Genomic DNA, 25736 nt, shown 5'->3' with positions numbered 1-25736 from the left:
GGGCGAAGCGCCTGCGCGCGAGGTCAGCTGAAGGAGGCATGGGATGCGTGTCGCGGTCTTCAACACCAAGGCGTACGATCGGCGCTTCCTCGACCAGGCCAACCGCGATTTCGGGCACGAGCTGCGCTATCTCGACGCGCGGATGGACGTGACGACTGCGTCGCTCGCGCACGGCTGCCCCGCCGTGTGCGTCTTCGTCAACGACGTGGTCGACGCCCCGGTGATCGAAGCGCTGATGGCGGGCGGCACGCGGCTGCTCGCGCTGCGGAGCGCCGGGTTCAACAATGTCGATCTGGCTGCTGCCGAGCGGCTGGGGGTAGATGTGGTGCGGGTGCCCGCCTATTCGCCGCACGCCGTCTCGGAGTTCACCATCGGGCTGCTGCTCGCGGTCGAGCGGTATATTCCGCGGGCCTGGGCGCGGGTGCGCGACAATAATTTCTCGCTCGACGGGCTGATCGGCCGCAACCTCCATGGCCGTACCGTCGGCGTGGTCGGCACCGGCAAGATCGGTGCGCTGGTGGTCCGCGCGCTCCGGCTCGGCTTCGGCTGCACCGTGCTCGCGAACGACGTGGCCGAGGACCCCGATCTGGTGGCAATGGGCGTGCGCTACGTCGACCGGCGCACGCTGCTGGCGGAATCGGACATCGTGACGCTCCATTGCCCGCTCACGCCCGATACGCGCCACCTGATCGACCTCGACGCGATCGAGCATGCGCGCGACGGCTTCACCATCGTCAACACCAGCCGCGGCGCGCTGATCGACACCACCGCGCTGATCGAGGGGCTGAAGCGCCGCAAGATCGCCGCGGTCGCGCTCGACGTCTATGAGCAGGAAGCCGATCTGTTCTTCGAGGATCTGTCGAGCGAGATCGTCTCGGACGACGTCTTCCAGCGGCTGCTGACCTTTCCCAATGTGCTGATCACCGGCCACCAGGCTTTCCTGACCGAAGAGGCGCTGGAGGCGATCGCGCGCACCACTCTGCAGAGCATCGCCGATGCCGAGGCGGGCCGGCCGCTTGCCAATCGCGTCGACACCAGCTTGATTGTGCCCTCGCATTAAGGAGGTGCACGCATGGCGATCGACCTTTCGGACTTTGAAGCCGGCAAGCCGTTCGAAGGGGATTACGACAAGGCGCTCGCCAAGCTGCAGAAGCGGCTGAGCCACATCCATTTCGCGCACATCGTCCATGGCCGGCGTGCGATCATCCTGTTCGAAGGCTGGGACGCGGCAGGGAAGGGCGGCATCATCAAGCGGCTCACCGCCGAATGGGACCCGCGCTATTTCGAGGTCTGGCCGATCGCCGCGCCGACGCCCGAGGAGAAGGCGCATCACTTCCTCTGGCGCTTCTGGCGCCGCCTGCCGCCCGAGCACAACATCTCGGTCTTCGATCGCAGCTGGTACGGCCGCGTGCTCGTCGAGCGCGTCGAGGGCTATGCGACGAAGGACGAGTGGAAGCGCGGATACGACGAGATCAACGGCTTCGAGGCGCAGCAGGTCGAGAATGGCGCGACGCTGGTCAAGGTCTTCGTCCATGTGACGCAGAAGGAGCAGGACAAGCGGCTCAAGGACCGGCTCGAGCATCCCTGGAAGCGCTGGAAGACCGGGCTCGACGACTATCGCAACCGGGCCAAGCGCGGCGAATATCTCGAGGCGATGCACGACATGTTCCGCGAGACCGATACGCGCCACGCGCCCTGGACGGTGGTCGACGGCAACGACAAGAAGGCCGGCCGCATCACCGCGCTCACTGCGATCGCCGACCAGCTGGAGGCGAGGGTGCCGATGGATCCGCCCGCGGTCGACCCCGCGGTGCTGGAGGCTGCGCGCAAGGCGCTGGGGAAGATCGACGTCTAGGCCGGCCCGAACCCGCCGTTCGCGTCCATCACGTGGAGCACGCCCTCGGCGATCGCGAAATAGGCGCCGTGGATCTTGAGCCTGCCCGCCGCCTCGCGCTCGGGGATGCAGGGGAAGGTGCGCAGGTTGGCGATCGAGACGCGCACCGTCTCGAGCTCGAGCGCACGGATCGCCTCCGGGCCCTCGCCATGCTCGGCCACGATGCGTTCACGCGCCTCGTCGAGCATGTCGACCCAATGCGCGATGAACCCGCCCGCCCCGGGCGCCTTGCCCTGGAAGCTGCGCGTCATCGCGGCATGGACGCCGCCGCACATGCCATGGCCCATGACCACGATCTCGGGCACTTCGAGCTGAGTGACTGCGAATTCGAGCGCGGCCGAGACGCCGTGGCGACCGCCGCCGAGCTCGAACGGCGGCACCAGGTTCGCGATGTTGCGGACCACGAAGATCTCGCCAGGCGAAGTGTCGAAGATCTGCGCGGGATCGACTCGGCTGTCCGAGCAGGCGATCACCATCACGCGGGGCGACTGGCCCTCGGAGAGCTCCGCCCATCGTTCGTGCTGGCGCCGATATTCGGTGGAGCGGAAACGGTGGTAGCCGGTGATCAGGTCGCTGAAATCGGTCATGACGCTTCCATACCGATGCGTTCGCCGGCTGCAAGCGCAAGTGCCGTAGCGGGTTGTTGTGCCTTGGGTGCGGGATCGCTATCTGGCCTGCCATGAACGAGATGGCACCGCTTCCCCGCCCCGAACGCGTCCGCAAGCCCGATTGGATCCGGGTCAAGGCGCCCACGTCGGAAGGGTTCGCGAATACGCGCGCGCTGATGCGGTCCAAGAACCTCGTCACGGTGTGCGAGGAAGCCGCCTGCCCGAACATCGGCGAGTGCTGGACCAAGAAGCACGCGACGGTGATGATCCTGGGCGACACCTGCACGCGCGCCTGTGCCTTCTGCAACGTCAAGACCGGCATGCCGCGCGCCGTCGATCCGATGGAGCCGCAGAATGTCGCCGATGCCTGCGCGCAGATGGGACTGGAGCACATCGTGGTCACTTCGGTCGACCGCGACGACCTGCCCGATGGCGGCGCCAGGCAGTTCGTGAAGGTGATCGAGGCGATCCGCCGCACCAATCCCACGACCACGATCGAAATCCTGACGCCCGACTTCCGCAACAAGCACGAGGCCGCGGTGGAGATGATCGTCGCGGCGCGTCCCGACGTCTACAACCACAATCTCGAGACCGTTCCGAGGCTCTATCCGACGATCCGCCCCGGCGCGCGCTATTATGCCTCGATCCGGCTGCTCGAGACGGTGAAGAAGCTCGATCCCTCGATCTTCACCAAGTCGGGCATCATGCTCGGCCTGGGCGAGGAGCGGCTCGAGGTCCATCAGGTGATGGACGACATGCGCTCGGCCGACATCGATTTCCTGACGATGGGCCAGTATCTCCAGCCCACGCCCCGCCACGCCAAGGTCGCCGAATTCGTCACGCCGCAGGCTTTCCAGGCCTATGGCGCGATCGCCCGCGCAAAGGGCTTCCTGCTCGTGGCCTCCTCGCCGCTGACCCGCTCGAGCTATCACGCCGGCGACGACTTCCAGAAGATGCGCGCCGCGCGCGAGGCCAAGCTGGCGAAGGCGACGGCACAGGCCTGATGCCCAAGCATAGCGAGACGCGCGCGCTGCCCTATACGCCGGAGCAGATGTTCGATCTGGTCGCGGACGTGGCGCGCTACCCCGAGTTCCTGCCCTGGGTGACTGCGATCCGCGTGCGCTCGAACAGCGACACGCAGATGGTCGCGGACATGATCGTGGGCTTCAAGGGACTGCGCGAGACCTTCACCTCGCGCGTCGAGAAGCAGCGCCCCGGCCATATCCGGGTCGACTACCTCGAGGGGCCGCTCAAGCACCTCAACAACGACTGGAAGTTCCGCGCCGACGGCAAGGGCGGCTGCCTGGTCGATTTCTGCGTCGACTTCGCGTTCAAGAACCGGGTGTTCGAGATGCTGGCGGGGCAGGTCTTCGACCGTGCGCTCCGCAAGATGATCAACGCCTTCGAGGAGCGTGCCGCGCGCCTCTACGGCGACTCGGCGACTGGCTCCTCGGCGACGGGCTCGCCCGGCATCAGCAGCTCGAGCGCGCACAGCGCGGCCTGAAGCCGCACGCCGCCGCGGCCGGTGTCGTCGATCTGGCGGGTGTCGGCGACCACGTTCTGCGGATCGGCACCGCGCTCGGCACGCGCGAACACCACGGTGCCAACCGGCTTTTTCTCGCTGCCGCCCTCGGGCCCGGCGATGCCGGTGATCGCCACCGAAACATCTGCCTCGCTCTTGATGAGCGCGCCCTGTGCCATGCTCCAGGCGACCGCGATCGACACCGAGCCGAAGGTCTCGAGCACGTCGTTGCTCACCTTGAGCACGGCGGCCTTGGCCTCGTTCGAATAGGTGACGAATCCGGCGTCGAACACGTCCGACGAACCCGGAATTTCGGTGATGGCAGCCGATACCAGGCCACCGGTGCAGCTCTCTGCAACGGCGATCCGGCGGCCGGCGGCACGGTTGGCCTCGACCACGCGACGCGCGGATTCGACGAGCTGGGACGGGAGAATCGTGTCCATGGGGAGCGGCCTTTGCCACCACATTGTTGCCGACGCGAGTCAGTTCCTTTCCGGAACCCGGGCCACCTATCCCTGAGGGAGACGGACGGTCGCGATCGCCTGTGCGGCCATGCCTTCGCCGCGGCCGGTAAAGCCCAGCCGCTCGGTGGTGGTCGCCTTCACGCTCACGCACGACTCGGGGAGCTTGAGGATCGCGGCGATGCTCGCGCGGATCGCCTCGCGGTGCGGACCGATCTTGGGCGCCTCGCAGATGATCGTCAGGTCGACGAAGTCGATCACGCCGCCCTCGGCTGCGAGCAGGCCGGCGGCATGCTCCAGGAACCGCGCCGAAGCCGCGCCGCGCCATTTGGGGTCACTCGGCGGGAAGTGCATCCCGATATCGCCCGCGCCGATCGTTCCGAGCAGCGCATCGGTGATCGCATGGAGCACGACGTCCGCGTCGCTGTGGCCGGAAAGGCCCATGGAGTGGGGGATGAGGACGCCGCCAAGCCACAATTCCTCGCCCTCGGCGAAGCGATGGACATCATAGCCCGTGGCGGTGCGGACGCGCATCGAGGCGGCGTGGCGCGCCTCTGCCGCTGCGAAGTCGGCGGGGTGTGTGACTTTCTCGAGCATCGGATCTCCGGGGACGATCGCCACTTGGTGGCCGAGCGCGCGGACCATCTGGGCATCGTCGGTAGCTTCGTGCTCCGTGGGCCAGTCGCGATGCGCTTCCATGATCGTGGCGTAGCGGAATGCCTGCGGCGTCTGCACCCGCATCAACCCCTCGCGCGGAACCAGATCACCCGCCGCCGAGATCAGGGTATCGGCGACCGGAAGGCCGGGTATTGATCCTTCATGGGTATCGAGAGCCGCCAGTAGCCGGTCAATCACCGCGGCGGTGAGGAAAGGGCGGGCGGCATCGTGGATCAGCACGCGATCGACATCTCCGAGCGCCTCCAGCCCGTTCCGCACCGACTCGCGCCGCGTGGCCCCGCCGATCACGAAGGGCACAGGCCCCAGCGCCGCCGCCAGCGCCTCTTCCTGCCCCTCGCCGATCACCACCAGCACCTCGTCCACCGCGGGATGCGCCGACAGAGCGGCATGGCTGTGCGCGAGCATTGGCTTGCCGGCGAGCGGCGCGAATTGTTTGGGCACGCTCCCGCCCGCCCGCAGGCCCTGCCCGGCGGCGACGATCAGTGCGGCGGTTCTCGGCTGCCCCATGGGCGCGCGGCCTAGCGGGGAACACCTGCCTTGCCAATCGCCGCTTGTGCGGCTACGCGCCTCTGCCTATTTTTCAGGCAGATCATGAGCGAACTCGCCCCCATCCAGATCGGTCCCGTGCGGATCGAAGCGCCGGTGTTGCTCGCGCCCATGACGGGCGTGACCGACCTGCCGTTCCGTCGCGCCGTGCGCCGCTATGGCTCGGGGCTCAACGTCACCGAGATGATCGCGAGCGCCGCGGCGATCCGCGAGACGCGCCAATCGGTCCAGAAGGCGGCCTGGGATCCGATCGAGGAGCCGGTGTCGATGCAGCTCGTCGGCTGTACGCCGCACGAAATGGGCGAGGCCGCCAAGCTCAACGAGGATCGCGGCGCGGCGATCATCGACATCAACATGGGCTGCCCGGTCCGCAAGGTGACCAACGGCGACGCCGGATCGGCGCTGATGCGCGATCTCAAGCATGCTGCCGCGATCGTCGATGCCTGCGTCAAGGCGGTGAATGTGCCGGTGACGCTCAAGATGCGCATGGGCTGGGACCATGACAGCCTCAACGCCCCCGAGCTCGCGCGCATCGCCGAGGATCTGGGGTGCAGGATGGTCACCGTCCACGGCCGCACGCGCAACCAGATGTACCGCGGCAGCGCCGACTGGAGCTTCGTGCGCCGGGTGAAGGACGCGGTGTCGATCCCCGTGATCGTCAACGGCGACATCTGCTCGGTCGAGGACGCGCGCGAGGCGCTGCGCCAGTCGGGCGCCGACGGGCTGATGATCGGCCGCGGTGCCTATGGAAAGCCCTGGATCCTGCGCCAGGTGATGGACGCGCTCACCGGCCAGGGCGAGCGCGCCGACCCGGGCATCGACGAACAATATCGCGTGATGGTCGCGCATTATGTCGAGAGTCTCGAACATTATGGCGAGATGACCGGCGTCAACATGATGCGCAAGCATCTGGGCTGGTACACCAAGGGCATCCACGGCTCGGCCGAGTTCCGCAACAAGGTGAACCAGGTCGCCGACGCCAAGACCGTGCTGGCGATGCTCGACGAATTCTACGCGCCATGGCGTTCGCGCGAAGCGGCCTGAAGCGCGTGAAGCCTGAGCCTGTGGGCCCGGGCTTCGCCGAGCTGTTCGCAGCGCTTCCCGTCGCCGTGCTGGTGATCGATCCCGACGGGCGGATCGCGCATGCCAATGCCGCGTGCGAGCTGCTGCTCAACCACAGCGAAAAGGCGATGGTGGGCCAGCCCTATGACGCGGTGCTGCTCCCGCCCGAGGATTATGTCGAGCGCCGCGACGGGCATGGCTTCGCCGCCTTCGACGTCGAGATCGCCGCCGTCCGCGGCCCCCGTATCCGTGTCGACTTCGTCGAGAGCCAGATCGTTGACCAGCCCGGCTGGCGCATCGTCACGCTCCACCACGCTCCCCAGGCGCGGCGGATGAACCAGGGCGCCGAGCGCACCGCGGGCGCGCGCGCGGCGGTGGGCGCGGCGGCGATGCTCGCGCACGAGATCAAGAACCCGCTCTCGGGCATCCGCGGCGCCGCCCAGCTGCTGCGCAGCGGCGGGGAGGACGAGGAGCTCACCAGCCTGATCACCACCGAAGTCGATCGCATCGCATCGCTGATCGACCGGATGCAGGACTTCACCGACACGCGCCCGCTCAAGCTGGCGCCGACCAACGTCTATCCGCTGCTCGACCATGCGCGGCGCGTGGCGCTCGCCGGCTTCGCGCGCGGCATGGTGGTCGAGGAACGCTTCGATCCTTCGCTCCCGCCGGTACTGATCGATCCCGATGCCTTCCTGCAGGTGATGCTCAACCTGCTCAAGAACGCCGCCGAGGCGCTGGCGGGACTCGCGCAGCCGCGGATCACGCTCGCCACGGCCTATCGCCACGGCATGTCGGTGAGCGCGGGGCAGGGGCGTCCGCGCCGGCCGCTGCCGATCGAGATACTGGTGATGGACAATGGCCCCGGCGCCCCCGCCGACATCGCCGAGCATCTGTTCGAGCCGTTCGTATCGGGCAAGCCGGAGGGCAAGGGGCTGGGCCTGCCGCTCGTCGAGAAGCTGGTCCGAGACATGGGAGGGATCGTCCAATATGCGCGCGAGCGCGACCCCGAAGTGACGGTATTCCGCATCCTGCTGCCGAGGGCGGCATGACCGGATCGGTGCTCATCGTCGACGACGACGCCGCGATCCGCACCGTGGTCGCCGCCGCGCTGAAACGCGAGGGGCATCGCGTCGCCACCGCTGCGAGCATCGCCGAGCTGCGCCGCGCGATCGGTGCCGGCCTGCCCGACGTGCTGGTGACCGATGTGGTGCTTCCCGACGGCAACGGGCTCGATGTGGTCGCCGCGCTCACAGCCGACCATCCGCACCTGCCGGTGATCGTCTTCTCGGCGCAGAACACGCTGGCGACCGCGGTGCGCGCGACCGAAGTCGGCGCCTTCGACTATCTGCCCAAGCCCTTCGACCTCGACGTACTCGCCCATGCCGTGCGCGGGGCGATCGCGCGCGGGCGGCGCCAGCCCGCCGACCTGCCGGTGGCGGAAGCCGGGGGCGGCTCGTCGCTGATCGGCCGCTCGCCGGCGATGCAGGAAGTCTATCGCGTGATCGCGCGGGTCGTCTCGAACGACCTGACCGTGCTGATCTCGGGCGAGTCGGGCACGGGCAAGGAGCTGGTCGCCAGCGCGATCCACGAGCTGGGTCCGCGCCGCCGCGCCCCCTTCGTCGCGCTCAACATGGCCGCGATCCCGCGCGAACTGATCGAGGCCGAGCTGTTCGGGCACGAGCGCGGAGCCTTCACCGGCGCCCAGGCGCGCGTCGCCGGCAAGTTCGAGCAGGCGGCGGGCGGCACGCTGTTCCTCGACGAGATCGGCGACATGCCGATGGACGCGCAGACGCGGCTGCTGCGCGTGCTCCAGTCGGGCGAGTTCACCACCGTCGGCGGCGCACGCACGATCAAGGCCGATGTCCGCATCGTCGCCGCGACCAACAAGGACCTCGCCCAGCTCGTCCAGTCGGGCCAGTTCCGCGAGGACCTGTTCTACCGGCTCAACGTGGTGCCGGTGCATCTGCCGGCGCTGCGCGAGCGCCGCGAGGATGTGGCGCTGCTCGCGCGGCACTTCCTCGATCGCGCGGCCGAGGCGGGGCTGCCGCACAAGCAGCTCGATCGCGACGCGGTGGCGGTGCTCGAGGCCTATGACTGGCCAGGCAACGTCCGCGAGCTCGAGAACCTCATGCGCCGCATCGCCGCGCTCTCGCGCGACGAGTGGATCGACGCTGATGCGATCCGCCGCGCGCTCGGCGAGACGGGCATGCCGCAGCCGGTCGCGCGCGATGCGGGGATCGAGGCGGCGGTGCGCGCCCGGCTTGAGCGCATGGCCATCGAGGAGCCGCGTACGCTCGACGACGGCACGCTCTACGATCGGATCATCGGCGAGGTCGAGCGCCCGCTGATCGAGGCGATGCTCGCGCGGCACCAGCACAACCAACTCCGCGCCGCCCGCGCGCTGGGGATCAACCGCAACACGCTGCGCAAGCGGCTCGGCACGCTCGGCATCGACATGGGCGGCGCGCGCCCGGAAGGTGTCGAATAGCGACAGGTTGACGCATTTTTATGTGTTTTCCGAGCAACGACTGTGTTGTAATCGGGCAACGATGGACGCCGTAACCGAGCAGACTGCCGAGTCCGCGCCGCGCAAGCGGCGGTTTGGCGTCACGTCGCTCGCGGCGCTCGGAGGCGAGGCGCCGAGAGCTTCGCTCCTGTCCCGGCATGTTCGTGTTCTGGAGTTCGTCGTGGTCGCGCTGGCGATCGCGACTCCGATCGGAACCTATCTCATCCTGCGCAGCGCCGATGCGCGCGACCAGCTCTTCAGCCCGGCGATGGCGGCGTTGCTGCTGCTCGCGAACCTTCTTCCGTTCGTCGCGCTGATCGTGCTGATCGGCAGGCGCATCGCAATCCATCGTGCGCTGAAGTCGGCGCTCGCCGGCGGCGGGCGCCTGCACGTGCGGCTGGTGGCGATGTTCACGCTGATGGCGAGCGTGCCGATCGTGCTGACCGTGATCGCGGCGTCGGTGATGTTCCAGTCGGGTGTCCAGCTCTGGGGTTCCGATCGCGCGGTGAGCGCATTCAACGCCACGGTGGATCTGGCCCGCGAGGGGCAGCGCGTGGTGCTCCGGCGCTGGACGGGCGAGGCCCGGGCGATGGCGGACGATCTCCTCAACAAATTCCCCACGCTGCCGCAGCGATCGCCGGCGTTCCAGGACCTGTTCCTGCGCCAGACCTATTACCGCAATCTCTTCCAGTCGGTGCTCTTCCGCGTCGTCGACGGCAAGCGGGTCGAGGTGCTCTACGCCTATGAGGCCCCCGAGGCGACCGAGTTCGCGGCGCGAGTGACCGGTCAGGTCCTCAACCTCAAGGACGACGAGATCTACACCAATTTCGACGCCCAGATGCTCTGGGTCGTCACGCCGGTCGATCGCGCGCGGAACGTCTTCCTCTATGTGGGGACGCCCAACGACGTGGTGTTCCTGCGCAACCAGGACGTCTCGGCGAGCAAGGTCGTCGCCGACTATCAGGGCCTGCGGGCGCGGGCGCGCGCGCTGCAGTTGCAGTTCAACGCGCTGCTGTTCGGCGTGGCGCTGCTGATCGTAGGCATCGCCACCTGGATTGCGCTCGCGGTCGCCGACCGGCTGGTGCGGCCGGTGGACCAGCTCGTGACTGCGGCGCGCCGCATCGCCGGCGGCGATCTGACCGCGCGCGTGCATACGCCCCAGTCCGACGACGAGATCGGCACCCTGGGTGTCGCGTTCAACAGCATGACCGAGCGGCTCGAGGAGCAGACGAGCGCGCTCGTCGCGGCCAACGCTCAGCTCGAGAGCCGCAGCGCGCTGATCGAGGCAGTGATGTCGGGCGTGTCGGCCGGAGTCATCTCGATCGGCGCCGATCGCCGCGTGCGCCTGATGAACGCCTCGGCGCGCGAGCTGCTTCGCCAGGCCGAGGGCGATCCGGAAGGGCGCGAGCTCAAGGAGATCGTGCCCGAGCTCGACGCGCTTCTCGACGGCCAGGAACGCGAGGCCGTGGTCCAGATCGGTGTCGGCGGGGAGGCGCGCACGCTGGCGGTCAAGATCACCACCGACGAAGCGGGCAAGGTCCTGACCTTCGACGACATCACCCAGCAGCTGCTCGACCAGCGCCGCGCCGCCTGGTCCGACGTGGCGCGCCGGATCGCGCACGAGATCAAGAACCCGCTCACGCCGATCCAGCTCGCCGCCGAGCGGCTCCAGCGACGCTACGGCAAGCAGATCGAGGGCGGGGCGGGCGTGTTCGCCCAGCTCACCGAGACGATCGTGCGTCAGGTGGGCGACCTCAGGCGCATGGTCGACGAATTCTCCTCCTTCGCGCGCATGCCCAAGCCGCTGTTCCGGCAGGAATCGCTGTTCGACATCGCGCGCCAGGCGCTGTTCCTGCACGAAGTCGCGCACCCCGCGATCCGATTCGAGCTCAAGGCCCCCGACAATGTCCCGCCGCTCGTCTGCGATCGGCGCCAGATCGGCCAGGCGCTCACCAACGTCGTCAAGAACGCCGTCGAGGCGATCGAGGCGCGCGGGGAAGGGGAGGCGCTGCCCCAGGGCGAAGTGGTGATGACGATGGAAGCCGACGATCCGCGGCGCATCCAGGTGATCGTCGAGGACAATGGCATCGGCCTGCCCGTCGAGCGCGACCGCATCGTCGAGCCCTATATGACCACGCGCAGCCGCGGCACGGGCCTGGGCCTCGCGATCGTCAAGAAGATCGTCGAGGAGCATTTCGGCACGATCGCCTTCGCCGACCGGCCGGGCGGCGGAACGATCGTCACCATCTGCTTCGACGCCGAGCAACTCGCCCCGCTCGCCGCGCGCGACAGCCAACCCGAAGACGAGCCGCGGCCTGCGGCGCTGACAAGAACCGGAAGCAAGAAATGAGCCTCGATATCCTCGTAGTCGACGACGAACGCGACATCCGCGAACTGGTGGCGGGCGTGCTCGAGGACGAAGGATATTCGACCCGTGGCGCCGCCGACAGCGATTCCGCGCTCGAAGCGATCGCCGAGCGCCGCCCGAGCCTGGTGCTGCTCGATGTCTGGCTCCAGGGCTCGCGGCTCGACGGGCTCGAGCTGCTCGACGAGATCAAGCGGCGCGATGCCTCGCTTCCGGTGCTGGTGATCTCGGGCCACGGCAATCTCGACACCGCCGTCGCCGCGATCCGGCGCGGCGCTTCGGACTTCATCGAAAAGCCCTTCGAGGCCGAGCGGCTGCTGCTCCTCGTCGAGCGGGCCACCGAGACCGAGCTGCTGCGCCGTGAAGTGGCGTCGCTGCGCGCGTCGGCCGGCCGCGAGACAGACCTCACCGGCACTTCGGGCGCGATCAACTCGGTCCGCGCGACGCTCAAGCGAGTCGCCTCGACCGGCAGCCGCGTGCTGATCACCGGCGGCCCGGGCGTCGGCAAGGAAGTCGCAGCGCGGCTGCTCCACGGCTGGAGCCAGCGCGCGACGGCGCCCTTCGTCATCGTCAGCGCCGCGCGCATGACTCCCGAGCGCGTCGACGAGGAGCTGTTCGGCGTCGAAGAGGGGGGCGATCTCGTTCGCCCGGGCCTGCTCGAGCAGGCGCACGGCGGCACCTTGTTCCTCGACGAGATCGCCGACATGCCGGTGGCGACCCAGGCGCGGATCCTGCGCGTGCTCACCGATCAGAGCTTCAACCGCGTCGGCGGTACGCGGATGGTCAAGGTAGACGTCCGCGTCGTCTCCGCCACGGCACGCGACCTCCAGGCCGAGATTGCCGGCAGCCGCTTCCGCGAAGACCTCTACTATCGGCTCAACGTCGTGCCGGTGAGCATCCCGTCGCTCACCGAGCGCCGCGAGGACATTCCGGTGCTCGTCGAGCATTTCGTGGCGCATTACGCGAGCGAGCGGCGCGTGCCGACGCCCGAGATCGCGCCCGATGCGATGGTGGCGCTGCAGAGCTATGAATGGCCGGGGAATGTCCGCCAGCTGCGCAACGTGGTCGAGCGCACCGTGATCCTCGCGCCCGGCGACCGGATCGGCCGCATCGACATCGACCTGTTGCCCCCCGAAGTGCTGGGCCCCCAGGGCGAGCTCGGCAACGGCATGGGCGCCAACGCGATCATGGGCGCGCCGCTCAAGGAAGCGCGCGAGACCTTCGAGCGCGAATATCTCCGCGTCCAGATCCGCCGTTTCTCGGGCAACATCTCGCGCACCGCGACCTTCATCGGGATGGAGCGTTCGGCGCTCCACCGCAAATTGAAGCTGCTCGGGATCACCGACACGCGCGAGGAATAGGTTGGACGCGCAGCTGCGGAAAATCTAAGATGTGGGCCATCCGCGCCGGGGTGGCGCGGTACTCCGACGCCGGGAAAGCGGCGCGCCGCGGGACAGGATCCCGCCAAGAATAGAAGGACAATGGCATGGCAGAGAAGCAGACTTCGCTTCAGGACCTGTTCCTCAACTCCCTCCGGCGTTCGAAGGCGCCGGTCACGATGTTCCTGGTGAAGGGCGTGAAGCTGCAGGGCATCGTCACCTGGTTCGACAATTTCTCGGTGCTGCTGCGTCGCGACGGCCAGTCGCAGCTCATCTACAAGCACGCCATCTCCACGATCATGCCATCCGGCCCGGTGGACCTGACCCAACTCCTCGACGCAGTTGGAGAATATCAGGCCAAGAACCCGGTTTTGCAGGAGATTTTCCTGAACGCGGTGCGCCGCCAGCAGGAGAATGTGACGATGTTCCTGGTGAACGGCGTCATGCTCCAAGGCCAGATCGCAGCGTTCGACCTTTTCTGCATGCTGCTCCAGCGCGAGGGCATGGCCCAGCTCGTCTACAAGCACGCCGTCTCCACGATCCAGCCTGCGCATCCGCTCAACCTGGCCGAGGAAACGAACGCCTCCGACGGCGATTGATGCAGGCATGACCACCGGTTTCGAACGCGACCCCGACGAGTTCACGCGGGGCGCGCGGGCAGTCGTCGTCTATCCCGACATGGGCGCGAGCTCGCGCGATGCCGAGGCGCGCCTCGAGGAGACTGCGGGCCTTGCCGCCGCGATCGGCGTCGAGGTCCGCGAGAAGGTCGCGATCAAGCTGCGCCAGCCCAAGCCCGGCACGCTGATCGGCTCGGGTCAGGTTGATGCGCTGGCCGAGACGGTGCGCGACCAGGAGCTTCAACTGGCCGTGTTCGACGCGGCGCTCACGCCGGTGCAGCAGCGCAATCTCGAGACCGCGCTCGGCTGCAAGGTGATCGACCGCACCGGGCTGATCCTCGAGATCTTCGGCGAGCGCGCGCGCACCGCCGAGGGCCGGCTCCAGGTCGAGCTGGCGCACCTCGACTATCAGGCCGGCCGCCTCGTGCGCAGCTGGACGCACCTCGAGCGCCAACGCGGCGGCTTCGGCTTCCTCGGCGGCCCGGGCGAGACCCAGATCGAGGCCGACCGAAGGCTGATCCGCGACCGCATGGCGCGGCTCCGCAAGGAGCTCGACCAGGTCAGCCGCACGCGCACGCTTCACCGCGATCGGCGCCAGCGCGCGCCCTGGCCAGTGATTGCGCTGGTCGGCTATACCAACGCCGGAAAGTCCACGCTTTTCAACCGCCTGACGGGTGCTGACGTCATGGCGGAAAACCTGTTGTTCGCCACGCTCGACCCTACGCTGCGGCAAGTCTCGCTTCCCGGCATCGACAAGGCGATCCTCTCGGACACCGTCGGTTTCGTCTCCGAACTGCCGACGCAGCTCGTCGCGGCGTTCAAGGCGACGCTCGAGGAAGTCGTGTCGGCCGACCTGCTGATCCATGTCCGCGACATCGCGCATCCGGACACGGAGGCGCAGCGCGCCGATGTCGAGAAGGTGCTGGGGGAGATCGGCGTGTCCGAGACCACTCCGCGGTTCGAGGCCTGGAACAAGCTCGACCTGCTCGACGAAGAGAGCCGCGAGCAGCTGCTCGAGGATGCCGCGCGCCGCAGCGACGTGATGCCGATCTCGGCGATGTCGGGGGAGGGCGTAGAAGCCTTGGTCGAGGCTGTGGCTGCGCGGCTCACCCAGGGCCATCGTCGCTACACGATCACGCTCGATCCCGCCGATGGCGCCGGCGCCGCCTGGCTTCACCAGCACGGCGAAGTGCTCGATCAGCGTGTCGAGGACGACAAATCGGTGTACGAAGTGCGGATGGCACCGCGCGATTACGAGCGGTTCGCAATGCGAGGGTAGCGATGCGGCAACCCGACGGGTTCACGGTACGCTGGACGATAGCGATCACGCTCTCGCTGCTTGCCTCCGTCGCAATCATGGTTGCCGCCGCCAAGCACGACCATGAAGGGATCTGGGGGGAGACCACCGCGGCCTGGCTCCAGGCCGTCGGCTCGATCCTCGCCATCCTCTTCGGTATCGCGATGGCCAATGCCGAAGCGCGCCGCGCCGGCGCCGATGCGCGGACCGAGAAGATCGAAGACGCCCGCGCGGCGATCGCCCTCGCGCACAAGACGCTCGAGCTGGTGGCCGACCGGCTGATGGTCGCCTGCGACCCTGCCACCGAAGCGATGCACGGCATGGCGCTGCGCGAGCATCGGACCAACGAGCTGGTGGAGGGACTACGCCAGATCAGCGTCGGCGATCTTCCGCCCGAGATCGTCGTGCCTTTCTCGAGCATCCGCAGCAACCTTCACGCGGTGAACGCGCGGATCACCGAGATCTACGAAAGCGAGGAGGAGGATGGCATTCCTGCCGAGCGCCGCCGGGTGCGCCTCGGCAGCGGGCTGATCATATATGCGCATGCGGTCAACGATTATGCCGATCTGTGCACACTGCTGCGCACCCAGGTCGACGTGGAGTTCCCAGCGTTCCGCGAGCCGCCTCAGCTTGCGGCCTATGTGGCGGTGGCGCGCATCGCGGCATCCTCCGGGCAGGATGCCTCGGACGAATAGGCGGTCAGCGCGTGCCGCGAGCCTTCGCCGCCTGCCAGAGCGCTTCCTTGCCATCGAGGTCGAGCCCCGCGAAAGCTTCTCCAGCCTCGGTCTCCATTGCCTTGAAGCGCCGTTCGAACTTCGCGTTCGCCGCACGCAGTGCCGCCTCGGGCTCTACGCCCAGCTTGCGTGCCCAGTTGACCACGGCGAAGAGCAGATCTCCGATTTCCTCCGCAACCTCTTCTGAAGGCGCCGATTCCACCTCGGCGAGCTCCTCGTCGATCTTGGCGCGCGCGCCGCCGGGATCGGGCCAGTCGAAGCCGGTCCGCGCCGCGCGCTTCTGCAGCTTTTCGGCGCGGAGCAGGGCAGGGAGGCCCACCGCGACGCCGTCGAGCGCGCTCTCGTGCCCCTTGGCGTCGCGCTCCTCGGCCTTGATCTGCTCCCAGAGATGATGTCCGCCCTCGGCCAGGTCGCCGAAGATGTGCGGGTGGCGGCGCTCCATTTTGTCGCTGATCGCCTCGATCACGTCCTGGAGCGCGAAATGCCCGGCTTCCTCGGCCATGCGGCTGTGGAAGACCACCTGGAGCAGCAGGTCGCCGAGCTCGTCCTTGAGGTCCGCCATGTCGCCGCGCAGACAAGCGTCGGCGACTTCATAGGCTTCCTCGATCGTATAGGGCGCGATCGTCGCGAAGGTCTGCACGGTATCCCATTCGCAGCCCCGCTCCGGATCGCGCAGCCGCGCCATGATCGACACGAGGCGATCGATATCGACAGTCTTCATCGGTGGAGAGTCCCTCGGGCGCTGGTCGCTGGAGGCTGCTCCATGCCACCCCGCGCGCGCCGATCCAAGGCGTCGTCACCGGCGACGGCCCTTTCCATTCGTAGAAAAGTCAGACTATTGGCAGTTGACGTGGAGCAGCGGGAGGCAAGGCAATGATCCGTCGGCGTGACCTGATTGCGGCAGGGGCGGCACTGCCCATCGCGGCGGCGGTTCCCGCATCGGCAAGGGCGGCGGCGCTGCGCAACCCGCTGATCCTGCAGCGCGCCGATCCGCAGGTCCTGCGCGCCGGTGGCTGGTATTACTTCATGGCATCGGTCCCCGAATATGACCGGCTCGCGCTCCGGCGCGCGCGCACGATCGCGGGGCTTGCGGAGGCGCCGGAGACGGTGGTCTGGCGGCGTCCGGTCAGCGGCAAGATGGGCGGCTATATCTGGGCGCCCGAGATCCACTGTTTCGACGGCGCCTGGCACATCTATTTCGCGGCCGGGGATTCGGACGAGAAGTTCCGCATCCGCACCTATGTGCTGCAGGCGAGCGGGCGCAACCCGCTGACCGCCGAATGGACGCTGCTCGGGCAGTTGCAGACGCCGTGGGACAGCTTCACGCTCGACAGCACGGTCTTCGAGCACAAGGGCCGGCGCTACATCTGCTGGGCGCAGCACGAGCCCGGCATCGCGACCAACAGCAACCTCTATCTCGCGCCGCTGGCGACCCCGACGACGCTCGGCGCGGCACCGGCGCGGCTGACGGTGCCCGAGCTCGACTGGGAGACCCGGAAGTTCAAGGTCGCCGAGGGGCCGGCGCTGCTCGCCCGCAACGGCCGGCTGTTCCTCACATACTCGGCGAGCGCCACCGACGACCGCTATTGCATGGGCATGCTGACCGCGCAGGACGACGCGGACATCATGGATCCGAAGTCCTGGTCCAAGTCGCCCGTGCCGGTGTTCGCGTCATCGGAGGCCAATCAGGTCTATGGGCCCGGGCACAACAGCTTCGTCGTCGACGAGCACGGCCGCGACCTGCTGGTCTATCACGGCCGCGACTATCGCGAGATCCAGGGGGACCCGCTGTTCGATCCCAACCGCCACACGCGCGTGCAGCCGATCCGCTATCGGCCCGACGGGACGCCGGACTTTGGCGCACCGGTGAAGAACGGGCCACTGGTCTAGACGGCGGGGGCTTCGACTGCCCGCAGCGCGTTAGCGGCGCGGACGGGTATAGGGCACGAACCTGTCCAGGATCACGAAACCCCGCTGGAATCGGGTGCCGCGATCAACGAGGCGTACCGTGTCCAGCCGGCAGAGCTGACTTCCGGTCGTGCGGGTGACGAGCACCGAATCGCTGTCCAGCGAAGATGCGCCGGACCGCGGCCGGTTGACGAAAAGCGTGCGCCCCGTGTCGTAGACGATCGCCGTTCGGCTGATGATCCGGCTCGAGCGGATCGCCGACAGTCGGATACAATTGACCGGCCGTCCGGCCGTCCGGCCGGCAACCGTTCGGGCGAGCTCGGCTTCGCCGCGCTGGCCGTTGCGCTGCGCCTCGGCCGGGGTCGGCGCCGCAAGGAGCACGGTCAATCCTCCTGCCAGAACCAGAACAGATCGCTTCATCTCTCATCTCCTGCTTGGCCGGGAGCTACTCGGGACCGGGTCGTGACATCTGGCCGTTCGAGACATGTGTGCGCTCAACGACGGGAAGCTCAATGGGTTCACGCCCGACGAATAGGCGTGGGGGCGTCGACAACGCATTCCAAGTCCGCAATGCGGCCCGAAGTGGCATTCTGCTGCTGGCATGTGCCGCTTGAAACCGCCGTTCGCGCGCGATTGCCAATGGATCCCAAGAGGTATCGACCCCAAAATTTGCCTCGTCGACCGCACCTGCGAGCCTTGTCCGGCCCTAGCAGGGCGCCTATCTCCGCCCAACCCCAAATGGAGTTCGCACCGACATGGATCTCTTCCTGACCGCAGCGCCGTCAAATCCCGCCGTCAGGAAAGTCTCGACCCATGTCCGCCTCCATCTCGCTCGCAAATCTCAGCTGGTCCACGCCTGACGGGCGTCCCGTCCTCAGCGACGTCTCGCTTTCGATCCAGCAGGAACGCGTCGGCATCGTCGGCCGCAACGGTGTCGGCAAGAGCACGCTGCTGAAGCTCGTCTCCGGCGAACTGGCGCCGACGCGCGGCCGGGTCATCGTGGACGGAACGATCGGCACGCTGCGCCAGATCACGCAGGTCTCGCCGCAGGAGAGCGTCGCCGACCTGATGGGCGCGGCCGCCGGGCTGGCGCTGCTGCGCAAGGCCGAAGCGGGGCTGGCGTCGATCGAGGAGCTATCCGAGGCCGACTGGATGCTGGAGGCGCGCGCGGCGGAAGCGCTCGCCCAGGTAGGGCTCGACGTTGCGCTGGACGCGCCGCTCGTGCGGCTTTCGGGCGGGCAGCGGACGCGTGCGGCGCTTGCGGGGGCGCTGTTCCGCCGGCCCGACTTCCTCCTGCTCGACGAGCCGACCAACGATCTCGACCGCGACGGCCGCCGTGCGGTGCGCGAGCTGATCGAGGGCTGGCGTGCGGGGGCGCTGGTCGTGAGCCACGACCGCGAGCTGCTCGAAACCATGGACGCGATCGTCGAGCTGACATCGCTGGGCGCGGCGCGGTTCGGCGGCAACTGGAGCGCCTATCGCGCGCGCAAGACGATCGAGCAGGAGGCCGTCGAGCGCGATCTGGCCTCGGCCGAGCGCCGGGCGGCGGAAGTCGCGCGCAAGGCGCAGCAAGCCGTCGAGCGCCAGCAGCGGCGCGATGCCGTCGGCAACCGCAAGGGCGCGCGGGGCGACTTGCCGCGCATCCTGGTCGGCGCGCGGCGCGATCGTGCCGAGAAGACCGGCGGCGAGGGGGCGCAACTGGCGCAGCGGCTGCGCGCCGAGGCCGAGCAGTCGCTGGCCGAGGCGAAGAGCCGAGTCGAGCGCGTGTCGACGATGACCGTGCAGCTGGCCTCGACCGGCCTTGCCGCCGGGCAGCGCGTGCTCGACGTGGAGGCGCTGCGGTTCGGGCATGTTCCTGGTGAGCCGGTGCTCGATGGTCTTTCGTTCGGGATCGCGGGGCCCGAGCGCGTGGCGATCCGCGGGCCCAATGGATCGGGCAAGTCGACTTTGCTGGGGCTGATCGCCGGGCAGCTGGTGCCCTGGGAGGGAAGGGCGGCGGTCCATGTCCGCTTCGCCTATTTCGACCAGCGGGTGAGCATCCTCGATGCGCGGGCGACGGTGGCGGAGAATTTCCGTCGCCTCAATCCGGCGATGACCGACAATGACTGCCGGGCGGCGCTGGCGCGGTTCCAGTTCCGGGCCGAGGCTGCGGACCGGCGCGTGGAGACGCTCAGCGGCGGGCAATTGCTGCGGGCGGGGCTCGCCTGCGTGCTCGGCGGCCCCACGCCGCCGCCGCTGCTGCTGCTCGACGAGCCGACCAACCACCTCGACCTCGATTCGATCGCGGCGGTGGAGGCGGGGCTAAGGGCGTTCGACGGGGCGCTTCTGGTCGTCAGCCATGACGATGCGTTCCTGGAGGCGATCGACGTGACGCGGCGGATCGATCTCCTCGGCAGCTAGCGGGGGCTGGCGTAGATCGGTGGCGACTTTCAGCGCCCAGGCGTGCGCGCCCTGCTGCCGGCTGAGCGCCAGCGCCTCGTCGAGCAGGGCCAGGACCGCCTGGGCCTGCGCCCCGGACAGGCGGAGCACCTGCGCCTTGAGGCGGAGCAGCTCGGGCATCGCGAAGCGCTCGCCCCTGGCTTCGCAGGTCGCGAGCGTGGCGTCGACGAGGTCGCGGGCTTCGTCGAGCCGCGCGTCGAGGATGAGGCCGCGTACCAGCGCGATGACGAAGGGGGTGGTGAGCAGCTCGTAGCGGGCGGCGCGCAGGCGGGCGAGGCTGTCCTCGACCGCGACCAGCGCCTCGCCGGTGTGCCCGTGCTGGATCGCCAGCTCCCCGCGAAAACCCGCCGCGGCCGCCATATAGGGGCCGAGCGCATTGATCTGCGCGAGCTCGGCGAAGGCGGCGAGATCCTCCTCCGCGGCGGCCCAATCCTCTATCCAGAGATGGACGGCGAGCGACCAGATCAGCGCGATGCAATGGGTAACGGCATGATCGAGGCCGGCGGCTTCGCGGACGGTCTGCCGCGCCAGGCGCTGGGCCTGCTCGGCATGGCCCGAGAGCCATAGCGTTCGCGCCAGCGCGATGCCCGAGCGGTTCCGGTGATCGAACCCGTAGTGGATCGTCCGGCTGCGGGTCGAGGGCGGGCTTTTCTGGAGCGACAACTCGAGCTCGCGGCGTGCCCTGATCTGGTCGCCGCCGAGGTGTTGCGAGATGCCCGAGAGCGAATAGGCCACGCCGATCGCCTCGGGCTCGCCGAGGGTCTGGGCGACTTCGACCGCGCGTTCGGCATGGCCGAGCGCAACCGCATATTCGCCGATGCGCTCGTGGAAGATATGGAGGCGGCCGAGCAGGCGCAGCTGGTTCCAGCGATCGTCGAGTGCCGTCGCGATCTCCAGCGCGCGGGCGAGGGCGTTGCCCGCGGCTTCGCTGTTGCCGCGCGTGAACATCAGCGTGATGCCGAGCGCTGCCTGCAGTTCCAGCTCGAGCGCGGTGCCGCGCTGGGCTTCCTCGATCGCGTCGAGCGCGCGGCCGCACCAGGTGCGGCATTCGACGAGGTGCGACAAAGTGAGGAACACCGGCGCGCTCGCGGCAGCGAAGCGAACGCCGATCTTGAGCTCGCCATGCCCGCCGAAGCTCCAGTCGAGCGCGCTGCGAATGTTGCCGAGCTGCTGGCGCAGCGGCTTCACGTCCTGCAGCACGCTCTCGTCCTGTCGTAGCACGGCTTCGAGCTCGGCCAGGTAGAAGGCCGCGTGGCGGCGCGCGACGGCGTCCTGCTCGCGCTGGCCGCGGGCGAGCAGCTTCTCGCGGGCATAGGCGCGCGTCATCTCGAGCAGGCGGTAGGTGCCGGTGCGGCGCGCGCGATCGGGTACGATCAGCGACTTGGAGGCGAGCTCGTCGAGCGCGATCGCCACTTCGTCCGATCCGATCGCGGCATCCGCCGCCACTTCCAGCGCGGCGTCGAGCGAGAAGGGGCCGACGAACACCGAAAGCCGATCGAGTACCATCCGCTCGGTTTCGGAGAGCAGGTCATAGCTCCAGTCGAGCGTCGCCTGCAGCGTCTGCTGGCGCGGCCCCGCCGTGCGCCTGCCCGACCAGGCGAGGCTGAACCGTTCGCCGAGCTGGCGCGCAGTGGCGGCGATGCCATGCGTCCCGACGCGCACCGCGGCGAGCTCGATCGGCAGCGCCATGCCGCCGAGCCGTGCGCACATCTCCGCGATCAGCCGGGCAGCCTCTTCGTCGATCACGAGGCCGCTGTCGGCCGCCGTTGCGCGCTCGCAGAAGAGCTGGACCGCGGGGTAGGCGAGGAGCTGGTCGCGAGACAGCCCGTCGGGTTCCTCGGGGTAGCGCAGCGCGTCGAGACGCAGCACATGTTCGGCCCGCGCGCGCAGCGGCTCGCGCGAAGTCCCAAGGATACGCGTCATCGGTGCCTCCTCGATGACGCGCTCGACGATGCCGGCCACCGGCGCGAGGACATGTTCGCAATTGTCGAGCAGCAGCAGGAACCGCTGGTCGCGGATATGGCCGAGGATCACCGCCAGCGGATCATCGCTCTGCACGGCGATGCCCATGGCGCCCGCGATCATCGCCGGCACCACTGCGCGATTCTCGATCATGCTGAAGTCGACGAAGGCGACGCGACCGTCGAAGGCAGGCGCCAGCCGGTGACCGATCTCGATCGCGAGCGAGGTCTTGCCCACGCCAGCCGCGCCCGCGATGGTGAAGAGCGGCGTGTCGACGACGCGTTCCGCCAGGAACGCAACATCGTCATCGCGCCCGATCAGATGCGGCAGGCGTGCGGGCAGGTTGGTGCCGGCCGGGATGCTCCTGCCGGCGTCGTCGGGAGCCTGGCGCGGCGCCGGTCCGGGCGCGCCCTGCCGCTCGATCGGGGCGACGAACGCATAGCCGACACCGACCTGCGTCGCGATGTAGCGCGCGCCGTCGGTACCGTCGCCGAGCAGCCGGCGAAGGCCGGCCATGTGGAAGCGCAAGCTGCCGTCCTCGACCACCACGTCCGACCAAACGCGCTTGAGCAGCTCGCGCTTGGAGAGCACGCGGCCAGGCTGTTCGGTCAGCACCACTAGCAAGTCGAAGGAGCGCCCACCGATCTCCACCGGCGCGCCGTCCCTGGTCAGCAGCCGCTCGCCCGGCGACAGGCAGAAGGGCCCGAAGCAGATGCGCTCGCCCTGGATTTGCTTCGCTGCGTCCACCACGATCGCGCCGTTCCCTGTGTCTGGTCGGGCGCAGTCATGCCGCGAGAGCCGGCGGGCCTCAATCCTACCAAAGCACAATGCGTTCGATTTCCGCGTCAGCCGCCGGAGCCTTGCGGGAAGTCGGTCGACAGGCTGAGGGCGCGCCACCGCTCGAGCTCGTCGAGGCGCGCGCGGTCGCTGCGCTCGATCGCAGCGACGGCATCGCTGCCGAGCGGCAGCCGCAGCGGAGGCGTTTCGGCGGCGACGATCTGGAGAATCGCGCCGGCCCCGCGCCGCGGATCGCCGGGCTGCCGGCCGTCATAGGCCGCCTGCATCCGCGCGGCATTGCCGACCACTGCGTCATATTCGGCGCGGCCCGCCTCGATCCTGGTCGAGGATCCGGCGAAGTCGGTGCGGAAGCCGCCGGGCTCGATGATCGTGACGCGCACGCCGACCAGCTTCATTTCCTGCGCGAGCACTTCGGAAAATCCCTCGACGCCCCATTTGGCTGCCGAATAGGGCGCGCGGCCGGGTGCGCCCAGCCGTCCGCCGACCGAGGAGAATTGGACGATATGGCCGCTGCGGCGCTCGCGCATGTGCGGGACGACTGCCTTGGTCATGATGATCGTGCCGAACAAATTGGTCGCGATCTGCTGGCGGAATGCCGCGATCGGCGTGTCCTCGACCGAGCCGATATCCCCATAGCCGGCATTGTTGACGAGCACGTCGAGCGCGCCGAACCGCGCGATGGCAGCCGCCACCGCGGCGTGCGCTTCTTCTTCGTTGGTCACGTCGAGCCGCGCAGTGGCGAGCTGGCCGGGCCGGCCGTCACCCAGACCCAAAAGCTGCTGCGGATCGCGCGCGGTGGCCAGCAGATTGTCACCGGCGTCGAGGATCGCCTCGCACAGGGCGCGGCCGAAGCCCCGCGAGCTGCCGGTCACCAGCCAGGTCCTTGCCATCGTCCATGCTCCTTTTCGACGCGCTTTGCCCATTCACCGCTGCTCTAGACCGTCCGCCGGACAATGCGTGTTAGCCCCCGTCGGGCCGCTGTTAGTTGCTGCCAGCCCCGTTGCTCCGCGCGGGCGGCATGACGAGGGCTAACGGCGGATAACGGGCGTATCGGCGCGGATTCTCTACCTTGGGGACACCCTTCAGGGAGAATAGCCATGTCCGATACCAAGACCCTCTACACCGCCAATGTCCATGTGACCGGGGGACGCGAAGGCGCCGCCCGCAGCTCGGACGGACGGCTCGACCTCAAGCTCTCGACGCCGGGCAGCACCGGGCAGGGGACGAACCCCGAGCAGCTGTTCGCGGCCGGCTGGTCCGCCTGCTTCGAAGGCGCGATGGCGATCGCCGCGCGAGCCAAGGGCATCACTCTGCCGAGCGATCTGGCGATCGATGCGCAGGTCGACCTGCGCCAGGGCGAGGACGGCTATTCGCTGGCCGCGCGGCTGAACGTCAGCGCGCCCGGCCTCGACCCGGCGATCGCGCGCCAGATCATCGAGACCGCGCACCGGACCTGCCCCTATTCCAAGGCGATCAAGGGCGATATCGACGCCCTGGTCACACTCGCCTGAGCCGGGGGAGATAGGAAATGCGGAAGCGCATCATCGGCGGGCTGACGCTCGCCGCAGCCCTGGCGGCGCCGGCGGCGCAGGCGCAATCGGCCAAGCCCACCGTCGTGCTCGTCCATGGGGCGTTCGCGGACTCGTCGAGCTGGAACGGGGTCATCACCATCCTCGAGGGCGACGGCTACACAGTGGTCGCCGCGCCCAATCCGTTGCGCGGCGTGCGCGCCGATGCCGAGGTCGTCGGCGATCTCGTCAGGAGCATCGCAGGGCCGGTAGTCCTCGTCGGCCATTCCTATGGCGGATCGGTGATCAGCGAGGCGGCCGAGCGGGCACCCAATGTGAAGGCGCTGGTCTATGTCGCTGCCTTCGCGCCCGAAGCCGGCGAGACCGCGCTTGGCCTGACCGGCAAGTTCCCCGGCAGCACGCTGGCGCCGGCGCTTGCGCCGCCGGTGCGGCTCGCCGGCGGCGGCAACGACCTCTACATCCTCCAGGCACGCTTCCACGACCAGTTCGCAGCGGACGTGCCTGAGGCCGAGGCGCGGCTCATGGCGGCGGGGCAGCGCCCGATCGCCGACGCCGCCTTGTCCGAGGGGTCCACCGCGCCGGCGTGGAAGCACGTCCCGTCGTGGTTCATCTATGGCGACGCCGATCGCAACATCCCGCCCGCCGCGCTGGCGTTCATGGCCGATCGCGCCAGGTCGCGCGGAACGGTGGTGGTGAAGGGCGCTTCGCACGTGGTGATGGTGTCCAACGCGCCGGCGGTGGCCGGCCTGATCGAACGCGCGGCGACCGCCCGCTAGCCCAAAGCGCCGGCGCGCCTTCCCCCAGGCAGCCCCCAGGCGCCGGCGCCTACGCCCACGGTCGGCACCGCATTCGCGAAGCCGACCGTGGGCGATTTTTCGTGGGGGAAGCGCCTATCGCGCGTAATCGGTGAAGACGAGATCGGCGTTCTTCGCGAGCGCGTTGAGCTTCGAATGGCAGGCGAAGCAGGCGCGGGTGAGCGCGGGATCCGGGTTCGGCACGCCACTCTCGAACTGGCCATAGCCCCAGCCGGCGCTCGCGGCGTAGCGCTTCGAATCCTTGACGCTGACCTGTACGTTGATGGGCGGCCCCGCCACGAAGGACTGGGGCGCCGGGAAGACCGCGTCGTTCCGCGCGGAGGAGTCGAAGCGCCAGGCAAGTCGCACGATCACCGCGCCGTCGGGGAAGGGGCGCACGCCGTCGCGGAAGGCCTTCACGGCTATGTCGTTGCCCAGGATGGCGCGGATGTCGTTGTTCTTGCCCGCCTCGTGCGCGACGCTGATTAGCTTCCAGTCGCGATAGCCCCGCGGGAGCTTCACGCCATAGATGGGCGAGCCCGCCTGCTCGTGCGGCAGCGCCGCGGAGATGCCGAACACCAGGCTCGCGAGCGCAAGGCTACAGGTTGCAAGTCGCTGCATGGAGGCTCCCCGG

The 25736-nt window shown here is 68.7% G+C and carries 24 protein-coding genes; 16 read left to right on the top strand and 8 right to left on the bottom strand.

Features of this window, described 5'->3' with window-relative positions:
• Window positions 1-43 precede the first annotated feature (43 nt).
• Complete coding sequence (locus J7500_RS10620) at window positions 44-1060, top strand: 2-hydroxyacid dehydrogenase (RefSeq protein ID WP_294061677.1); 1017 nt, start codon at window positions 44-46, stop codon at window positions 1058-1060.
• Between the two features lie 12 nt (window positions 1061-1072).
• On the top strand, window positions 1073-1855 hold the full coding sequence (locus J7500_RS10615; protein WP_294061676.1) for a polyphosphate kinase: 783 nt from the start codon (window positions 1073-1075) through the stop codon (window positions 1853-1855).
• Here J7500_RS10615 and J7500_RS10610 read toward each other — a convergent pair.
• Window positions 1852-2481 carry a carbonic anhydrase gene (locus J7500_RS10610; RefSeq protein WP_294061675.1) on the bottom strand — a complete coding sequence of 210 codons (630 nt, stop codon included), beginning with the start codon at window positions 2479-2481 and terminating at the stop codon, window positions 1852-1854. The two genes, J7500_RS10615 and J7500_RS10610, sit on opposite strands and share 4 nt — an antisense overlap.
• 92 nt (window positions 2482-2573) lie before the next feature.
• Here J7500_RS10610 and lipA point away from each other — a divergent pair, with 92 nt between their 5' ends.
• On the top strand, window positions 2574-3506 hold the full coding sequence (gene lipA / locus J7500_RS10605; RefSeq protein ID WP_294061674.1) for a lipoyl synthase: 933 nt from the start codon (window positions 2574-2576) through the stop codon (window positions 3504-3506).
• Entirely contained in the window at window positions 3506-4006 is a 501-nt protein-coding gene (locus tag J7500_RS10600; protein WP_294061673.1) for a type II toxin-antitoxin system RatA family toxin, read from the top strand. The genes lipA and J7500_RS10600 overlap by 1 nt, the downstream gene beginning before the upstream one ends.
• Here the strand turns inward: J7500_RS10600 and J7500_RS10595 are convergent.
• Window positions 3928-4467, bottom strand: a complete 540-nt coding sequence (locus J7500_RS10595; protein ID WP_294061672.1) for a CinA family protein — start codon at window positions 4465-4467, stop codon at window positions 3928-3930. The two genes, J7500_RS10600 and J7500_RS10595, sit on opposite strands and share 79 nt — an antisense overlap.
• A gap of 66 nt (window positions 4468-4533) precedes the next feature.
• Window positions 4534-5670, bottom strand: a complete 1137-nt coding sequence (locus J7500_RS10590; protein WP_294061671.1) for a bifunctional 2-C-methyl-D-erythritol 4-phosphate cytidylyltransferase/2-C-methyl-D-erythritol 2,4-cyclodiphosphate synthase — start codon at window positions 5668-5670, stop codon at window positions 4534-4536.
• Between the two features lie 84 nt (window positions 5671-5754).
• Here J7500_RS10590 and dusB point away from each other — a divergent pair, with 84 nt between their 5' ends.
• From dusB to J7500_RS10550, 8 genes are all read left to right on the top strand, one after another.
• A complete protein-coding gene (gene dusB / locus J7500_RS10585) occupies window positions 5755-6753 on the top strand; it encodes a tRNA dihydrouridine synthase DusB (RefSeq protein ID WP_294061670.1) in 999 nt (332 codons plus the stop codon).
• Window positions 6729-7823, top strand: a complete 1095-nt coding sequence (locus J7500_RS10580) for an ATP-binding protein (RefSeq protein WP_294061669.1) — start codon at window positions 6729-6731, stop codon at window positions 7821-7823. Before dusB ends, J7500_RS10580 begins: the two co-directional genes overlap by 25 nt.
• Window positions 7820-9262: a nitrogen regulation protein NR(I) gene (gene ntrC / locus J7500_RS10575; RefSeq protein ID WP_294061668.1), complete on the top strand. Its 1443-nt coding sequence runs from the start codon at window positions 7820-7822 to the stop codon at window positions 9260-9262. Before J7500_RS10580 ends, ntrC begins: the two co-directional genes overlap by 4 nt.
• 61 nt (window positions 9263-9323) lie before the next feature.
• On the top strand, window positions 9324-11630 hold the full coding sequence (locus J7500_RS10570; protein ID WP_294061667.1) for an ATP-binding protein: 2307 nt from the start codon (window positions 9324-9326) through the stop codon (window positions 11628-11630).
• Window positions 11627-13006 carry a sigma-54 dependent transcriptional regulator gene (locus J7500_RS10565; RefSeq protein ID WP_294061666.1) on the top strand — a complete coding sequence of 460 codons (1380 nt, stop codon included), beginning with the start codon at window positions 11627-11629 and terminating at the stop codon, window positions 13004-13006. The genes J7500_RS10570 and J7500_RS10565 overlap by 4 nt, the downstream gene beginning before the upstream one ends.
• 125 nt (window positions 13007-13131) lie before the next feature.
• Complete coding sequence (gene hfq, locus J7500_RS10560) at window positions 13132-13623, top strand: RNA chaperone Hfq (RefSeq protein WP_294061665.1); 492 nt, start codon at window positions 13132-13134, stop codon at window positions 13621-13623.
• Between the two features lie 7 nt (window positions 13624-13630).
• Complete coding sequence (gene hflX, locus J7500_RS10555; protein ID WP_294061664.1) at window positions 13631-14920, top strand: GTPase HflX; 1290 nt, start codon at window positions 13631-13633, stop codon at window positions 14918-14920.
• Window positions 14921-14922: 2 nt separating this feature from the next.
• Entirely contained in the window at window positions 14923-15633 is a 711-nt protein-coding gene (locus J7500_RS10550) for a hypothetical protein (protein ID WP_294061663.1), read from the top strand.
• Between the two features lie 4 nt (window positions 15634-15637).
• On the opposite strand, the gene mazG is transcribed toward J7500_RS10550, so the two are convergent.
• The gene (gene mazG, locus J7500_RS10545) at window positions 15638-16393 is read right to left on the bottom strand and encodes a nucleoside triphosphate pyrophosphohydrolase (protein WP_294061662.1); all 756 of its coding nucleotides are present in this window, start codon (window positions 16391-16393) and stop codon (window positions 15638-15640) included.
• A 152-nt stretch (window positions 16394-16545) separates the two neighbouring features.
• Between mazG and J7500_RS10540 the strand changes: the two genes are divergently transcribed.
• Window positions 16546-17562 carry a family 43 glycosylhydrolase gene (locus J7500_RS10540; RefSeq protein ID WP_367112976.1) on the top strand — a complete coding sequence of 339 codons (1017 nt, stop codon included), beginning with the start codon at window positions 16546-16548 and terminating at the stop codon, window positions 17560-17562.
• Window positions 17563-17592: 30 nt separating this feature from the next.
• On the opposite strand, the gene J7500_RS10535 is transcribed toward J7500_RS10540, so the two are convergent.
• A complete protein-coding gene (locus tag J7500_RS10535; RefSeq protein ID WP_294061661.1) occupies window positions 17593-18000 on the bottom strand; it encodes a hypothetical protein in 408 nt (135 codons plus the stop codon).
• Between the two features lie 393 nt (window positions 18001-18393).
• On the opposite strand from J7500_RS10535, the gene J7500_RS10530 reads away from it, so the two are divergent.
• The gene (locus tag J7500_RS10530; protein WP_294061660.1) at window positions 18394-19980 is read left to right on the top strand and encodes an ABC-F family ATP-binding cassette domain-containing protein; all 1587 of its coding nucleotides are present in this window, start codon (window positions 18394-18396) and stop codon (window positions 19978-19980) included.
• Here J7500_RS10530 and J7500_RS10525 read toward each other — a convergent pair.
• Both J7500_RS10525 and J7500_RS10520 read right to left on the bottom strand, forming a co-directional pair.
• Window positions 19882-22728, bottom strand: a complete 2847-nt coding sequence (locus J7500_RS10525) for a winged helix-turn-helix domain-containing protein (protein WP_294061659.1) — start codon at window positions 22726-22728, stop codon at window positions 19882-19884. The genes J7500_RS10530 and J7500_RS10525 overlap by 99 nt on opposite strands.
• Before the next feature lie 98 nt (window positions 22729-22826).
• Window positions 22827-23669, bottom strand: coding sequence for an oxidoreductase (locus tag J7500_RS10520; protein ID WP_294061658.1), 843 nt, complete (start codon window positions 23667-23669; stop codon window positions 22827-22829).
• Between the two features lie 207 nt (window positions 23670-23876).
• Between J7500_RS10520 and J7500_RS10515 the strand changes: the two genes are divergently transcribed.
• The gene (locus J7500_RS10515) at window positions 23877-24290 is read left to right on the top strand and encodes an organic hydroperoxide resistance protein (RefSeq protein WP_294061657.1); all 414 of its coding nucleotides are present in this window, start codon (window positions 23877-23879) and stop codon (window positions 24288-24290) included.
• 17 nt (window positions 24291-24307) lie between these two features.
• Complete coding sequence (locus J7500_RS10510) at window positions 24308-25084, top strand: alpha/beta hydrolase (RefSeq protein ID WP_294061656.1); 777 nt, start codon at window positions 24308-24310, stop codon at window positions 25082-25084.
• A 114-nt stretch (window positions 25085-25198) separates the two neighbouring features.
• On the opposite strand, the gene J7500_RS10505 is transcribed toward J7500_RS10510, so the two are convergent.
• Window positions 25199-25723, bottom strand: a complete 525-nt coding sequence (locus tag J7500_RS10505; protein WP_294061655.1) for a cytochrome P460 family protein — start codon at window positions 25721-25723, stop codon at window positions 25199-25201.
• Between the last annotated feature and the right edge of the window lie 13 nt (window positions 25724-25736).

This window comes from Sphingomonas sp. (assembly GCF_017744835.1).
Classification (GTDB): Bacteria; Pseudomonadota; Alphaproteobacteria; order Sphingomonadales; family Sphingomonadaceae; genus Sphingomonas.
Note: the sequence above shows the minus strand (reverse complement) of the source record. Positions and strands in the feature narration are given on the sequence as shown.

Coding starts and splice junctions, on each gene's coding strand:
- J7500_RS10620 (WP_294061677.1), top strand. CDS start 44: ATGCGTGTCGCGGTCTTCAACACCAAGGCGTACGATCGGCGCTTCCTC.
- J7500_RS10615 (WP_294061676.1), top strand. CDS start 1,073: ATGGCGATCGACCTTTCGGACTTTGAAGCCGGCAAGCCGTTCGAAGGG.
- J7500_RS10610 (WP_294061675.1), bottom strand. CDS start 2,481: ATGACCGATTTCAGCGACCTGATCACCGGCTACCACCGTTTCCGCTCC.
- lipA (WP_294061674.1), top strand. CDS start 2,574: ATGAACGAGATGGCACCGCTTCCCCGCCCCGAACGCGTCCGCAAGCCC.
- J7500_RS10600 (WP_294061673.1), top strand. CDS start 3,506: ATGCCCAAGCATAGCGAGACGCGCGCGCTGCCCTATACGCCGGAGCAG.
- J7500_RS10595 (WP_294061672.1), bottom strand. CDS start 4,467: ATGGACACGATTCTCCCGTCCCAGCTCGTCGAATCCGCGCGTCGCGTG.
- J7500_RS10590 (WP_294061671.1), bottom strand. CDS start 5,670: ATGGGGCAGCCGAGAACCGCCGCACTGATCGTCGCCGCCGGGCAGGGC.
- dusB (WP_294061670.1), top strand. CDS start 5,755: ATGAGCGAACTCGCCCCCATCCAGATCGGTCCCGTGCGGATCGAAGCG.
- J7500_RS10580 (WP_294061669.1), top strand. CDS start 6,729: ATGGCGTTCGCGCGAAGCGGCCTGAAGCGCGTGAAGCCTGAGCCTGTG.
- ntrC (WP_294061668.1), top strand. CDS start 7,820: ATGACCGGATCGGTGCTCATCGTCGACGACGACGCCGCGATCCGCACC.
- J7500_RS10570 (WP_294061667.1), top strand. CDS start 9,324: ATGGACGCCGTAACCGAGCAGACTGCCGAGTCCGCGCCGCGCAAGCGG.
- J7500_RS10565 (WP_294061666.1), top strand. CDS start 11,627: ATGAGCCTCGATATCCTCGTAGTCGACGACGAACGCGACATCCGCGAA.
- hfq (WP_294061665.1), top strand. CDS start 13,132: ATGGCAGAGAAGCAGACTTCGCTTCAGGACCTGTTCCTCAACTCCCTC.
- hflX (WP_294061664.1), top strand. CDS start 13,631: ATGACCACCGGTTTCGAACGCGACCCCGACGAGTTCACGCGGGGCGCG.
- J7500_RS10550 (WP_294061663.1), top strand. CDS start 14,923: ATGCGGCAACCCGACGGGTTCACGGTACGCTGGACGATAGCGATCACG.
- mazG (WP_294061662.1), bottom strand. CDS start 16,393: ATGAAGACTGTCGATATCGATCGCCTCGTGTCGATCATGGCGCGGCTG.
- J7500_RS10540 (WP_367112976.1), top strand. CDS start 16,546: ATGATCCGTCGGCGTGACCTGATTGCGGCAGGGGCGGCACTGCCCATC.
- J7500_RS10535 (WP_294061661.1), bottom strand. CDS start 18,000: ATGAAGCGATCTGTTCTGGTTCTGGCAGGAGGATTGACCGTGCTCCTT.
- J7500_RS10530 (WP_294061660.1), top strand. CDS start 18,394: ATGTCCGCCTCCATCTCGCTCGCAAATCTCAGCTGGTCCACGCCTGAC.
- J7500_RS10520 (WP_294061658.1), bottom strand. CDS start 23,669: ATGGCAAGGACCTGGCTGGTGACCGGCAGCTCGCGGGGCTTCGGCCGC.
- J7500_RS10515 (WP_294061657.1), top strand. CDS start 23,877: ATGTCCGATACCAAGACCCTCTACACCGCCAATGTCCATGTGACCGGG.
- J7500_RS10510 (WP_294061656.1), top strand. CDS start 24,308: ATGCGGAAGCGCATCATCGGCGGGCTGACGCTCGCCGCAGCCCTGGCG.
- J7500_RS10505 (WP_294061655.1), bottom strand. CDS start 25,723: ATGCAGCGACTTGCAACCTGTAGCCTTGCGCTCGCGAGCCTGGTGTTC.